The sequence below is a fragment of the uncultured Pseudosulfitobacter sp. genome, assembly GCF_963976325.1.
In the GTDB taxonomy this organism is placed as follows: Bacteria; Pseudomonadota; Alphaproteobacteria; order Rhodobacterales; family Rhodobacteraceae; genus Pseudosulfitobacter.
In genome coordinates, this window is record NZ_CAXBJW010000001.1 from 754291 (window position 1) to 766836 (window position 12546).

Annotated in this window: 12 protein-coding genes; 6 read left to right on the forward strand and 6 right to left on the reverse strand. The window is 61.3% G+C overall.

Annotated elements, in window-relative coordinates; all coding sequences use genetic code 11:
* Positions 1–61: 61 nt before the first annotated feature.
* Positions 62–1006, reverse strand: coding sequence for a LysR substrate-binding domain-containing protein (locus AAC077_RS03740; protein WP_339766659.1), 945 nt, complete (start codon positions 1004–1006; stop codon positions 62–64).
* 24 nt (positions 1007–1030) lie between these two features.
* The gene (locus tag AAC077_RS03745; protein ID WP_339766660.1) at positions 1031–1798 is read right to left on the reverse strand and encodes a helix-turn-helix domain-containing protein; all 768 of its coding nucleotides are present in this window, start codon (positions 1796–1798) and stop codon (positions 1031–1033) included.
* Between the two features lie 53 nt (positions 1799–1851).
* On the opposite strand from AAC077_RS03745, the gene AAC077_RS03750 reads away from it, so the two are divergent.
* The 6 genes from AAC077_RS03750 to AAC077_RS03775 all read left to right on the forward strand — a co-directional run bounded on the left by AAC077_RS03750 (position 1852) and on the right by AAC077_RS03775 (position 8233).
* Positions 1852–2919: an ABC transporter ATP-binding protein gene (locus AAC077_RS03750; RefSeq protein WP_339766662.1), complete on the forward strand. Its 1068-nt coding sequence runs from the start codon at positions 1852–1854 to the stop codon at positions 2917–2919.
* A 45-nt stretch (positions 2920–2964) separates the two neighbouring features.
* A complete protein-coding gene (locus AAC077_RS03755) occupies positions 2965–4026 on the forward strand; it encodes an extracellular solute-binding protein (RefSeq protein WP_339766664.1) in 1062 nt (353 codons plus the stop codon).
* 79 nt (positions 4027–4105) lie between these two features.
* Positions 4106–4939: an ABC transporter permease gene (locus AAC077_RS03760; RefSeq protein WP_339766666.1), complete on the forward strand. Its 834-nt coding sequence runs from the start codon at positions 4106–4108 to the stop codon at positions 4937–4939.
* A gap of 4 nt (positions 4940–4943) precedes the next feature.
* On the forward strand, positions 4944–5738 hold the full coding sequence (locus AAC077_RS03765; protein WP_339766668.1) for an ABC transporter permease: 795 nt from the start codon (positions 4944–4946) through the stop codon (positions 5736–5738).
* A 30-nt stretch (positions 5739–5768) separates the two neighbouring features.
* Entirely contained in the window at positions 5769–6557 is a 789-nt protein-coding gene (locus tag AAC077_RS03770) for an enoyl-CoA hydratase-related protein (protein ID WP_339766669.1), read from the forward strand.
* Between the two features lie 5 nt (positions 6558–6562).
* Positions 6563–8233: a class I adenylate-forming enzyme family protein gene (locus AAC077_RS03775; protein WP_339766671.1), complete on the forward strand. Its 1671-nt coding sequence runs from the start codon at positions 6563–6565 to the stop codon at positions 8231–8233.
* A gap of 120 nt (positions 8234–8353) precedes the next feature.
* On the opposite strand, the gene AAC077_RS03780 is transcribed toward AAC077_RS03775, so the two are convergent.
* The 4 genes from AAC077_RS03780 to AAC077_RS03795 are packed head-to-tail and all read right to left on the reverse strand — an operon-like array spanning position 8354 to position 12546.
* A complete protein-coding gene (locus AAC077_RS03780) occupies positions 8354–9280 on the reverse strand; it encodes a TSUP family transporter (RefSeq protein WP_339766673.1) in 927 nt (308 codons plus the stop codon).
* Positions 9281–9293: 13 nt separating this feature from the next.
* Positions 9294–9749, reverse strand: a complete 456-nt coding sequence (locus AAC077_RS03785) for a hypothetical protein (RefSeq protein WP_339766675.1) — start codon at positions 9747–9749, stop codon at positions 9294–9296.
* Positions 9746–11695 carry an FHA domain-containing protein gene (locus tag AAC077_RS03790; RefSeq protein WP_339766677.1) on the reverse strand — a complete coding sequence of 650 codons (1950 nt, stop codon included), beginning with the start codon at positions 11693–11695 and terminating at the stop codon, positions 9746–9748. Before AAC077_RS03790 ends, AAC077_RS03785 begins: the two co-directional genes overlap by 4 nt.
* Before the next feature lie 14 nt (positions 11696–11709).
* The gene (locus AAC077_RS03795; protein WP_339766679.1) at positions 11710–12546 is read right to left on the reverse strand and encodes an FHA domain-containing protein; all 837 of its coding nucleotides are present in this window, start codon (positions 12544–12546) and stop codon (positions 11710–11712) included.

The following is a 12546-nucleotide window of genomic DNA, read 5'->3' on the forward strand; positions in this document are numbered from 1 at the left end:
CACATGGAAATTGCCTATTGGCCTAAGATGATAACGCCAGGGCATGGTCCGGCCAGAACGCTCAGTCTTTCTTGCGCGGCAGCCGGACATTCAGCGTGCCGGACTCGGCCTGCGACCCTTCGGCCATATCGCGGATGCGCGCCTTGAGGATGTCCAGAAAGCGGTTGGCCAGCGCCACGTCGCCGCGATCCTGCGGGCGCAGCAGCGAAAAGGTAAACTCAAGCTGCGGCTCGAAGGGGCGGATTTCCAGACCCGACCAGATGCCGCGGCTGACCCCCAAAGGTTCGACAATCGCCACACCCAAGCCCCGGCTGACCAGCGCGTTGGCCTCGGCCGAGGTGAACACCTCAAGCCGCATCTTGCGCGCCACGCGACGCTGTTCGAACACCGCATCGGTGATGTGGCGCATCCGGCTGTCGCGGGTAAACGATACGAATTCCTCGCCCTCAAGATCGCGCGGCGTGATCTTGTCCAGCGCGCACAAACGGTGTCCCTTGGGCAGCACACAGACGGCGCTGGCGTGAAACAGCGCCTCGGTGCGCAGGGCAGGGTGGTGAAACTGCGTGACGGAGAAGCCAAGATCGACGTTCTGGCGCAGCACGTCCGGGCCTACGTTGCTGGATGTGTCGATCTTGATGTGCACGTCCTGAAATTCGGTGGCGAATTCGGTGGTCGCTTCTGAAATCAGCGTGTGCCCGATAGAGGTCGCGGTGATAATCCGCAGCTCGCCCATGCGGAATTCGCGCAGATCCTGCGCAAAGCGTTCCACATCTGCCAGCGACCCGAACAGGCGGCGCACTTCCTTGTACAGCAGTTGCGCCTCGTCCGTGGGAACCAGACGCTTTTTCTCGCGCAGGAACAGGGTCAGCGCCAGATCAATCTCAAGCCCCGCCAGCATCTTGCTCATCGCGGGTTGCGACACGAACAGCCGGTCAGCGGCGGCGGTGACGGTGCCGGTTTCCATGAACTGAACAAAAGCTTCGAGCTGCCGGTGGGTGATACGCATGATGCGGGGCGTCCGATCTGTGGGTCAGGTGTTGCTTTGCGCGGTCTTGTCTGCGGGGTCGGGGTCCTTGCCGTACAGACACCGATACCACAAAGTTGTCAGCACTTCGGCAAGATCCTCGTGCGACGTGATCACCTGTGACAGATAGGGCGGCGGGTCGATAAAGGCGTTGCGCAACGCCTCGTCGGCCATGATGATCACCAGCCGCAACGACAGCATCCGGCGCTTTTCCTCTTCGGGGGTCAGCCGGTTCAATCCCTCGCGGCGCACCATGTCGCGCAGCAGAATGCCCGCCCAGCGGTGGTTGACCTGATCGCGGTTTTTCAACAGATCGGGGCGTTCGTGAAACAGCGCACCATTGCCCGCCAGCAGCCGCGCGTTGCGGGCGTAAAAGCTGACATAGAACTGGTTCATCCGGTGGATCGCCTGCCAGGCATTCAACTTGGCGCCGCCGCGCGGGCGCGATTTGCGCAGGATCGCCATGAAACTGCGGCGCACGGCAATCGCCGCCTCGGCCCGGTTGGGGAAATACAGATAAAAGGTGCCCCGCGCCAGACCGGCGCGCGCAACGATGTTGTTGATCGTCAACGCCTCGTAACCCGATTGCTCAAGCTCGGCAGCAGTTGCGGCCAGCAACATCAAACGGGTGCGGGTCCGCTTGGGCTTGTTTTGGGCAAGCCTTACGCGTTCTTCCAACAGCCCCGGTACATAGACGACATTTTCCATCGCATTGTTATCCGGCAAGGGCGGGTTGACTGCAAGAGAGTGCGGATTGGTGATTGACAAGTTCATAATTGACATTAACGTCATAAATGACAGTGATGTCAATTTTAAAAGGACGCGCAATGGCCGTAGCTGGGATCACCTTCGAAAATGTCACAAAACGGTATGGTGCCGTCGTGGCATTGGATCAGTTCAACCTGACAGTCGCGCCGGGCGAGTTCATGACGTTTCTGGGCCCGTCAGGGTCGGGCAAGACCACGGCGCTGAACATCCTTGCAGGCTTTGCCGGGATCACCGAAGGCGACGTCCGCATCGGAGAGCAGTCAGTCGTGAAACTGCCACCCGAACAGCGCAACGTCGGCATGGTGTTTCAAAGCTATTCGCTGTTTCCGCACCTGACCGTTTTCGAAAACGTGGCCTTTCCGCTGCGCCTGCGGGGCGAGCGGGGCGCGTCGCTTGAGACCAAGGTGCGCGGTGCGCTGGCCATGGTGCATCTGGAAGACTTCGGCAAGCGCATGCCCAACGAGCTGTCGGGCGGTCAGCGCCAGCGCGTCGCCTTTGCCCGCGCCGTGGTGTTCGAACCGCCGGTGCTGCTGATGGACGAACCCTTGGGCGCGCTGGATCTGAAGCTGCGCGAACAAATGCAGCTTGAGATCAAGCGGTATCACCAGCAACTGGGCTGCACGATCATATTCGTGACCCACGACCAGGGCGAGGCACTGACCCTGTCCGACCGCGTCGCTGTCATGCGTGATGGCAAGATCGCCCAAGTGGATACGGCGAAGGATATTTATGACCGTCCGTCAACGCGTTACGTGGCCGAGTTCATCGGGCGCACGAACCTGTTCGAGATTGACCAAGGGCAGGGTGCCAGTTGGTCGATTGCGGCTCTTGGCACGCAGATGGCGCCTCTGGACGGCCACGGCGCCGCCGGGCGCACGCTGTCGGTGCGACCCGAGAAAATCCGCCAGATCGGGCAGGGCGACGCTGATACGACCATCAGCTTTGATGCCCGTGTGACCGACGTCGTATTTCAGGGCGACCATGTCCAATACCAGGCCGTCACCAGCGGTGGCGCGCCACTGACCTTTCAGGAACACCGCGGCCACGGCGCACGGCTGCAACAGGCAGGCGATGCGCTGCGCCTGGGCTTTGACGTGGCCGACGCGGTGCCTGTGCAAAACGAATAACAACAAAAACAAGAAACGAAATCAACATAAACCGGAGGATAAACAATGACCTACAAGCTAAAGCTTATGCCCGCCGCGGCGGTCGCACTGGGACTGCTGACAGGACCTGCGCTGGCGCAGGACAACGTGCTGACCATCGCCGGATCGGGCGGCGCCGTCAAAGACGCCACCGAACAGATCTTTTTGCCGGCCTTCACCGAAGCGACCGGCTGGAGCACCAAGTTCGTCGCGGCCGAAAGCAACATCATGCTGGAAGTCGAGACAATGCTGAAGGCAGGCAACATGCTGTATGATGCCATGGAAGTATCCGCCAGCGCCTATCCCACCGGCGTGCAGAACGGGTTCCTTGCCCCGATCGACTATGCGCTGTTGGACCCCGAGGGCACCCTGCCGGACGCCGCGAAAAAGGAATTCGGCGTCGTGGCCGCGGCCTATTCCACCGTTCTGGTGCAGCGTCTGGACAAGACCCCCGAGGGGCGCAAAATGGAAAGCTGGGCCGATTTCTGGGACACTGAAACCTTCCCCGGCCCACGGTCCCTGAAACGTCAGCCACAATACACGCTGGAATTTGCCCTGCTGGCCGACGGCGTGGCCAAGGACGAACTCTATGACGTTCTGGGCACCGACGAAGGGCTGGACCGTGCCTTTGCCAAACTGGACGAGATCAAGGACGCGATCCCCGTCTGGTGGACCTCGGGCGCGCAATCCGTGCAACTGCTGTCAGACGGCGAAGTGTTCTATTCGACCACCTACAACGGTCGCGTGAACAAGCTGCAAGAAAGCGGGATTCCGGCGGAAATCATGTGGAACGGCGGTGCATTGCACACCAGCTATGTGGGCATCCCCAAGAATGCGCCCAACTACGAAATGGCGCATGAATGGATCCGCGTGCGCACCATGCGCCCCGATCTTGAAGCGGAATATGTGAAATTCCTGCCGTATCCCAACTTTGCCCCCGGTCTGTTCGACACGATGACCGAAGAGCAAGCGGCGCAAATGCCAACGTTCAAAGCCAACGCAGACGCGCAGTTCGTGGCCGATGAAGAATTCTGGGCCGCCAACATCGACCGTATCCAAGAACGCTTTGACGAATGGCTGCTGTTCTGACCAGCGCCTTGCCGGCGCGCCCCTTGATGTGGCGCGTCGGACCCCGATCCTTTTCCTTTACAAGCGTGGGCCACATCGCATGAAGCGTCTTTCCCTGATCTGGTTGTTACTGCCTGCCATTGCGCTGCTGGCCGCGTTTATCGTGATGCCCACGTTCGATTTGATCCGTGCCAGCATCTTCGACCCCGAGTTTACCCTGGAACACTTTCAGCGGCTGGTCGAACGGGGCGTCTATGTGGACGTGATGTGGCGCACGGTGCGGGTGTCCCTGATCGTCGCGGTGATCTGCACAATCGTCGGCTATCCCGTTGCGATGTTTATCAATTTGCAGCCCAAAAAGCGTCAGGTTGCGCTGCTGTTCCTGATCCTGATCCCGATGTGGATGTCGGTTTTGATCCGCACATTCGCCTGGATCGTGGTGCTGGGCCGCGAGGGGCTGATCAACGATCTGATGATCGGGCTGGGCCTGACAGGGGCGCCTGTGCAAATGCTCTATACCTCGGGCACGGTGATCACCGCGATGGTGCAGATCATGCTGCCGATCCAGATCATCACCTGTTACTCCGCCATGACCGAAATTGACCTGGACCTGATGCGCGCCGCACGGGTGCTGGGCGCACGCCGCTGGCAGGCGCTGACGCGGGTGTACCTGCCGCTTAGCTATGACGGCACGCTGACCGGTCTGGTGATCGTGTTCATGATGTCGATGGGGTTCTTTATCACGCCGGCACTGCTGGGCGGACGTCAGGACATGATGATCGCCAACCTGATCGAATTCCAGGTTCAACACCTGAACTGGAGCTTTGCCGCCGCCATCGGGATTGTCCTGCTGGTGCTGACCGTGGCGATGATTTTGCTGTTGCGCTGGACCGGACGGTTCGCGTTCCGGCGTCTGCTGAACGTGGGGAGATAAGCCGATGCGTGTGATGCAAACCTCGCGGCTGCTGGCCGTCTATTTCTGGGCCATGGTCGTTTACCTGATCTTTCCGATCCTCATCGTCCTGCCGGTGTCCTTTTCAGACTCGGAATTGCTGCGTTTCCCGCCAACCGCGTTTTCGATGCGCTGGTATCAGTCCTATTTCACCGATCCGGTCTGGGTCGATGCCACGCTGATTTCGTTCCGGGTCGCCGTGCTGTCGATGGTGATTTCGACCACAGCAGGCACGCTGGCGGCGCTGGCGATCAACGCGGTTCCCAAACATCTGGCCGGGCCGCTGACCTATGGCGCGACCTTGCCGATTGTCATTCCGCATATCTTTATCGCTTTGGGCGTGTTCATCCTGGCGATCCGTACCGGGTTGACCGACAACGAATTGATGCTGGCGCTGGCCCATGCGGCTGTGGCGATGCCCTTTGTGGTGCTGATCACCAGTGCCGCCATCCGCCAGATTGATCCGACCATTGCCCGTGCCGCCCGTGTGCTGGGCGCCGGACCGCTGCGCGCCTTTCGCGTGGCCACCTTGCCGCCGCTGATCCCGGCCATTGCGGCGGCTGCGATCTTTGCGTTTTTCGTCAGCTTCGACGAGCTGATCATCGCCCAGTTCCTGATGAAGGGCTCGGAAACGCTGCCCATGCGCATCTGGGCCGATCTGCGGCTGGACTTCAACCCGACCGTGGCCGCCGTGTCGACCCTGTTGATCGTGGTGACCACGCTGGCGATGGGCGTGGCCGAAACCCTGCGGCGGCGCGCGGCGCGCACGCTGGCCCCTTAATCCTGAAATTCCAAACTCCCGAGGACCCCAATGACCATCAGATATGAAAAAGACGGCCACGTCGCGACCATCACCATCGACAACGGCAAGGTGAACGCCTTTACCCCCGAAATGCACAAGCAACTGCATGACATCATGCAAGAGTTCATGGCAGACCGTTCGGTGCACGTGGGCATCCTGACCGGTGCAGGCACCAAGGCGTTCTGCGCAGGTGACGACATCAAGACCCCCAATGGCGTGCAGCCGCCGCAGGACGCGCTGGCGGCACATTTCTTTCCCTCGACTGACGAAGATACAAACTTGCGCCCCGGCTGGGAGCGGGAACTGCGCAAGATGGAACGCTACAAGCCGATCGTCGGTGCGATCAACGGACCTGCGTTGGGCATGGGCGCGATCTACATGCTGAACCTGACCGACATTCGCGTCGCTGCCCCCCATGCATTCATCGGACTGCCCGAGATTGCCTATGGCATGGCAGGGGCAGGGGGCTCGACCCAACTGGCCAAACACGTCCCGCCCGCCGTGGCGCATTGGATGGTGCTGCTGGGCGAACGGATGCCCGCCGAGGATTGCCTGAAATACGCATTGTATAACGAAGTGAAACCGGCCGAGGACGTGCTGCCGCGTGCCCGCGAACTGGCCGAAAAGATTGCAGCGCTGCCGCCGATTTCGGTGCGCGTCGAGATGGAAGTGACGAAAAAAGCGATGGACTTGCCAAAGGCGGATGCGCTTAGCCTGTCTGCGCATCTGTACCGCCTGCAACGCGCGGCGTTCTGGGCCAGTGGTGAATACGGCGGCACGCCGCTGGGCGAGGAATAACACCGATGGACAGCAATCTGGATTACGGCGTGGCCGACATGCAAGCCCTGCGCGTTCAGGCCGAGGCTGCAGCCTATCCCGAAACACTTGGCGCGCTGATCGACGACGCGGCGGCGCGCAACGGCGATCAACTGCTGGCCAAGTGGATCGCGGACGGCCAGACCATGACCTATGACGAATACGCCCGACTGACCCGCAAACTGGCGTCGTCGTTCGAGGCACAGGGCATTCGCAAAGGCACCCATGTGGGCGTGATGCTGCCCAATGTTCCGGCCTTTGTGGTGACATGGGGGGCGCTGGCGCGGATCGGGGCGGTGATGATCCCGGTGAATATTTCGTACACAGAAACCGAACTTATGTACGTATTAACCGATGCGGATGCGCAGTTTCTGGTCATGGACCAATCGGCGGTGCCGGTCTGGGATGCCATGACAGAGCACCCCGCGCTGGTCAGCGACGCGCGGGTGATCGTCCACGGCACACCGCGCGACGGATCGCAAAGCTGGCAGGCGCTTCTGGATGCGGGTGACGAAAATTATGTTGCAACTTCAACGCTTTCCCGGACGGACTTGTTGAATTTGCAGTATACATCGGGCACCACGGGCTTTCCCAAGGGCTGTATGCTCAGCCACGAATACTGGATCTTGCTGGGCTCGCTTGCCGCCAAGTTCCGCGGGCGCGGCGGCGACGTGAAAAACGTCCTGATCAACGCGCCGTTTTTCTACATGGACCCGATGTGGCAGTTCATTATGACGATGGTGCTGGACGGCACCGCCAAGATCGCGCCGCGGATCAGTTTAAGCAATCTTTACAACTGGTTGGTGGACGAAGATATCCATTATTGCATTTTCCCGCAGCCCGGCTTGAAAGCCTGGCCAGAAGGACCTGAAGATCGCAAGATAAACCTCAGATATGTCTCGATTTTTGGCTGGACCTCAGAGGCGCGTCAAGAGGTCGAACGCCGCTTTGGTTGCGTGGCGCGCGAAAGCTTTGGCATGACCGAAATCGGTGGCGGTCTGATGGTGCCGCCCGAGGCTGGCGCAAAAGCCTATGAACGCACATGCGGCATACCAGCCGCGTTCCGCGAGGCACGGATCGTGGACGACACCGGCAAGGACGTGACACAAGGCGAGATTGGCGAACTTTGGATTGCGGGCCGTGGGTTGCTGTGGGGCTACTACAAACGCCCGGATGCCAACGCGACAGGATTTTCCGGCCGCTGGTTCCGCACCGGTGATCTGTTCCGGCAGGACGCTGACGGGTTCTATTACATCGTGGGCCGTATCAAGGACATGATCCGCCGCGCTGGCGAAAACGTGGCAGCCCAAGAGGTTGAGGCCGCTGTGGTGTCGATGGACGGCGTCTGGGAAGTCGCAGCCGTCGGCGTGCCGGACAAGATGCGCGGACAAGAGGTGATGGTGGTGATCCGACCGCGCGAGGGCGTGACACCGGACCAGATTGATCCCGAAGCCGTCATCGCGCATTGCGCGTCACGTCTGGCCAAGTTCAAGACGCCGAGGTTCATCAAATACATCGACGAGTACGAACGCACGGTGTCCGGCAAGATCGTCAAGCGGGCGTTGGTAGACGACAAGACCAATCCACGTGTCGGTGCCTGGGATCGCACAGTCGGTAAGGTTCTGGATCAGGCCGAAGCAGACGCGCAGATCGCGTGATTGACGTGAGCATTATCGGGCAAGAGACTGATAATGCTCACTCTATAAATTACATAATATGGATTATGCGTATCATTGAAGCTACTTTGACAAGCCCCCGCTGATCCGTAAACCGCCCCCTTACGTGGCCAGCAGATAGACGCTGGACGCGATGATCCACAGCGACGCAAGCGTCTTGAGCCACAGCGATCCCAGCACCTGCGCGATCTGTTTGGCCAGGAAACCGCCGATGATCGCCCCCGGTATCGCGATCAGAGCAATCTCGATCCGCACCTGGCCGGAAAGCAGGTTGTTCCAGACACCGCAGATCACACAGACCACCGATACCCAGACCGCGACCGCGATGGCGACCTTGGTCGGGAATTTCTTCAGGATCAGGAAGATCGCCAGAAACTCGCCGATGCCCACCGAAAACAGCGCTGTGACCGCACCACCGATCAGGCCCAGCCCCAGCAGCACCCACAACTCGCCCGGTGTAACGTGCAGCTTGCGCTGTGATGCCGGTTGCCTGCGCTGCGCCCATGTGAACAACAACAACGTGACGCCCAGCAACAGCGAGAAAATCTTGAAGTAGAAGATCAGGCTTTTGCCATCGACGCTGACAAAATTCTGCGTCAGCAGCAGCGCCGGAATGCCGGTGGCCAGCGGTGCCGCCGTCAGCGCCAGCAACGTGTGCGGGGCGATCTTTTCGTCCCAGGACAGCGCATCTTTGACAAAGATCGCCCTGCCCCAGACCAGCGCGCCGATGGACATGCCAAAGCACTGGATCATGAACGACACGCCGACGGATTCCTGTGGGCTAAGGGATGCCAGCGATTGCAGTTCAGGCGGCACCATGATGCCGCCTTTTTCCAGTGCGGTGAACACCGGCACGAACACCACGCCGCCACCGGTGCCCGTGGCGTTGGCGATGATTGCGCCCATGATGCCCACGGGGAAAAAGAACCACAGGCCGCTGATGACCTCGGTCGTCAGGTTCGACACCTGCACCAGCCAGACATAGGCAATCGCCAGCGCGGCCAGATGCAAGGGCGTCCAGAGGCGCATAAAGGCTGCCATATCAAAGCTTGCCCAACTGGCCCGCCTTGAACCGCCAGCGGATGAAAAACACCGAAATCGGTCCCAGCAGCGCAAGGAAGGACGGGATGAACACCGTGGCGAAATGCGACGATGCCATGATCAACCCGTCGGTGCCTGCCAGCGCCTCGGCGGGCAGCCACGGGATCAGACCGGCGCGCGCGGCCCACAGGACGATGGCGAATTCGACGATGGAAAAGAAGAACTGATAGGCAAAGGGCCAGTCGCGGTCCCAACGCAGTTTTTGCAGGCCGATATAGACCACATCCATCAGCAGGCCAAAGCCGGTGACCGTGGCCAGCACCGTCAGCAGGAACGAAAAAATCAAGTCCCAGTAAAGCGGCAGCCACAGCCACGAAAACAGCGCTGTCAGCGGAATGCCCAGCAGCACGAACAGCAACAGACGCGTCTGAATGCGCCCCGCAAGCGTCGGGATCATGGTTTCGCCCCCCTGCACCATTTCAACCATTGTCCGGCAGACCGCAGCGGCCCCAGATTTTTCACCCCATGCGCGCCTTCGGTCACCAGATGGTCGGTGCTGCGCAACGCCGAATATTGCAGGCCCAGAAAGCTGTCGACCGCAAGATATGGCCCGCCCGAGGTCACAGTCCCCGAGGCATAGACGCGGCCGCGCTGGTTGCGCAGGCCCTCGATTTCGAAATCCGGTGTCACGTCCAGCCCGGTGGGCCCGCGTTTTTCAAATCCGTCCCCTTTGCGCGCATAGGCGTGGTTGCGTTTCAGCGCGTAGGTTTCGATCAGGTCGTTCATCAGACTGGACCGCGTGATGTCGCTGATCAGACCGGTGCAATCCACCAGATAGTCGGCGATCAGCTCGGCGCGGTGGCCGCCCTCGCCCTCGACGCGGATCATGACTTTGTCGGGGCTGTCGTCATGCGGCAGGATCTCGCGGATCGAGCCGTAGACAGGTTTGTACCACCCCTCTTCCGTGCCACGTTCGATGATGCCGATCCAGTCGCTGCGCTCGGCCGTGGTGGTGCCGCCCAGCGTGGTCAGCATGGCACCGCGTTTGGCAGCATCGGCGCGTTCGTATTCGAACCGCAAATCGCCGCCCCAGCAGGATTTCGGCCAGTTGAACGGCTGAATCTCGATGTTGGTGCGCACCTGTCTGCGCGCGCGGCCAAAGCGTGCGCCGCTGGTCGGGTCCAGTTTCGAGCGCATCGAATGCAGGATGGTGATCTGCGGGTTGCGTTTGCGCGCCTCGTGCAGGCGCTGGATGATGCGGCTGGCGACAATGCCGCGTCCGCGCACGACGACATAGACCGGGCCATTTGCGGCCTCGGCGGCGTCATAGATCTGGTCGTGCGGTGCATAGGCGTTGTGGACCATGTGGCGGTGATCGGGATGTTCCACGATGAACTTCTGGAAATCATCGACAAATCGCGTGGCGGGATAGCCCGTGGCCAGATGCAGCACGTCGGCGATGATGATGCGGCGGCGGTCGGCCTCGGCCACAGCCGGGTCGCGCATAGTATAGGCGACGGCATAGCGCCCGTCGGTCAGCTTGCGGATACAGCGTGCCTGTCCCTGGCGGTGCATCGCGGGCCAGTCGATGCGCCGTTCCTCGCGGTCCAGGCTGTCGAACACATCGCCCGCGCGCGGCGTATAGCTTTCGGCCAGTGTCGGTTCGCCAAAGACCTGGAACACCCGTTTGAACCCGCCCAGACGGCCCCGCAACAACCCGCCAAAGGCCTCGCGGCTGGCGTATCCGGGAAAGCCCCAGATGTTGTCTGGCGTAGACAGGGAATTGGACCGCAGCCGCTCGTGATCGGGGATCTGGCTGTCGCGGCAATAGCGTTTATAGGTGGCGTAGCTGACCTTTTCGGTGCCGATCACCGCAATGTCCGATGCCGACACACCGTAGCACCGCAGATGGTCGACAAAGGTAAACGACCCCAGCCCGCCACCGACAGCGCAGAACTTGCGTTCCTCGACCGGATAGCCATGACCGTACAGGCCCGCCGGATCGACCGTCGTGTCGTCGCCAAAGACATCATGCGGGAACCCTTGGGCCGGTGCAGGCGTGTCGTCGGCCTGTGCCGTCGCAAAGTCCAGCGACGTGACCACCAGCCGCCAGCCAGGAATGTCGATCACATCGCCCTGCCCCAGTTCGGCCAGCCCCACGCGCATGGTGTTGACCTGTGTGCCGTTGGTGCTGTTCTGGTCGGTCAGCATCACGCGGCTGTCCGAGACATCCAGATCGAAATGGTGCCGCGAGATCAGGTCGCCCTCAAGCACGATGTCACGGTCGGGGGATGATCCGAAGGAAATCGTGCCGGTCTCGTCAATCTCCAGCGGTGCGCCCGGCCCTCTGGGCTGGCCTGCGGTGTCCAGCTCGATCACGTCGAATGTCAGCAAAAGGGGCATGGGCGTCTCTGTTCCTATCCGATGAACCGCGTGTGCGCGTCGCCCAGACGGGTGCCGCAATACACGCAGTTCTGTCCGGGCTTGTATTCGTTCAGCATCAGGCAGGCGTCGTTGACGCAGGCCAGTTGCCGGTCGGCCCCTGCCTTCATCAGGTGCAGGTGACCGCCCTGAAAGGTCAGCAAGGTGCCATGCGCCACCGGCTCGGGCTGGCTCTGGCCGATCTGGCGACGGTTCAGGCGCACGCCAAGGTCCGCCGTGGCGAAGACGTGCATTTGGCCCGCCCCGTCCGGCGCGATCACCAGCGCACTGCGGTTGCCAAGGGCCGCGATGATGCCCTGTAGATCGCCGTGACGGTCATAGCCAAAGCCGTTCGAAAGCGCGCCATGCGCCACCACCAACGGTGCGCGGTCCAGCGCCACGCGGTGCAGTTTGCCGCCAAGGCGGACTTCGGCGTGCAGGTTGCTGTCGGCACGCGGCGCGCGCGGTGGCACGCTTTGCACGCGGATATCAAACCCCACCGTGTCCAGCGCAACCTGCAACTGCGCCGGTATCGCCATCGTGTTCCCCTTGCCGATCAGCCGCGCGCTGTTCTGTTGGGACACGAAAACGCCGTTGGTGGATTGGTCTGCGATCAACAGGGTGCCGTCGGCTTCGGTGCTTAGGGTCATGTGCTGGCGTGACACGTCGAAACGGCTTTGGGCCAGCGGATGCGCGGTCCCTGCCCCGTCGATCAGCGCCACGGCACCGCTGTCACCGTCGCGGATCAGGCGCGCGGGCAAGGTCAGCGCCGTTTCGGACAGCACGGTCCGCCCGGCCTCTTGGATAGTGATGGAGACGGTCCAGCCGCGCAT

Bases quoted from the DNA above. Each gene is read 5' to 3' on its own strand.
- AAC077_RS03740 (WP_339766659.1), bottom strand. From the start codon at position 1,006: ATGCGTATCACCCACCGGCAGCTCGAAGCTTTTGTTCAGTTCATGGAA.
- AAC077_RS03765 (WP_339766668.1), top strand. From the start codon at position 4,944: ATGCGTGTGATGCAAACCTCGCGGCTGCTGGCCGTCTATTTCTGGGCC.
- AAC077_RS03785 (WP_339766675.1), bottom strand. From the start codon at position 9,749: ATGATCCCGACGCTTGCGGGGCGCATTCAGACGCGTCTGTTGCTGTTC.
- AAC077_RS03775 (WP_339766671.1), top strand. From the start codon at position 6,563: ATGGACAGCAATCTGGATTACGGCGTGGCCGACATGCAAGCCCTGCGC.
- AAC077_RS03755 (WP_339766664.1), top strand. From the start codon at position 2,965: ATGACCTACAAGCTAAAGCTTATGCCCGCCGCGGCGGTCGCACTGGGA.
- AAC077_RS03745 (WP_339766660.1), bottom strand. From the start codon at position 1,798: ATGAACTTGTCAATCACCAATCCGCACTCTCTTGCAGTCAACCCGCCC.
- AAC077_RS03760 (WP_339766666.1), top strand. From the start codon at position 4,106: ATGAAGCGTCTTTCCCTGATCTGGTTGTTACTGCCTGCCATTGCGCTG.
- AAC077_RS03750 (WP_339766662.1), top strand. From the start codon at position 1,852: ATGGCCGTAGCTGGGATCACCTTCGAAAATGTCACAAAACGGTATGGT.
- AAC077_RS03770 (WP_339766669.1), top strand. From the start codon at position 5,769: ATGACCATCAGATATGAAAAAGACGGCCACGTCGCGACCATCACCATC.
- AAC077_RS03780 (WP_339766673.1), bottom strand. From the start codon at position 9,280: ATGCGCCTCTGGACGCCCTTGCATCTGGCCGCGCTGGCGATTGCCTAT.
- AAC077_RS03795 (WP_339766679.1), bottom strand. From the start codon at position 12,546: ATGCGCGGCTGGACCGTCTCCATCACTATCCAAGAGGCCGGGCGGACC.
- AAC077_RS03790 (WP_339766677.1), bottom strand. From the start codon at position 11,695: ATGCCCCTTTTGCTGACATTCGACGTGATCGAGCTGGACACCGCAGGC.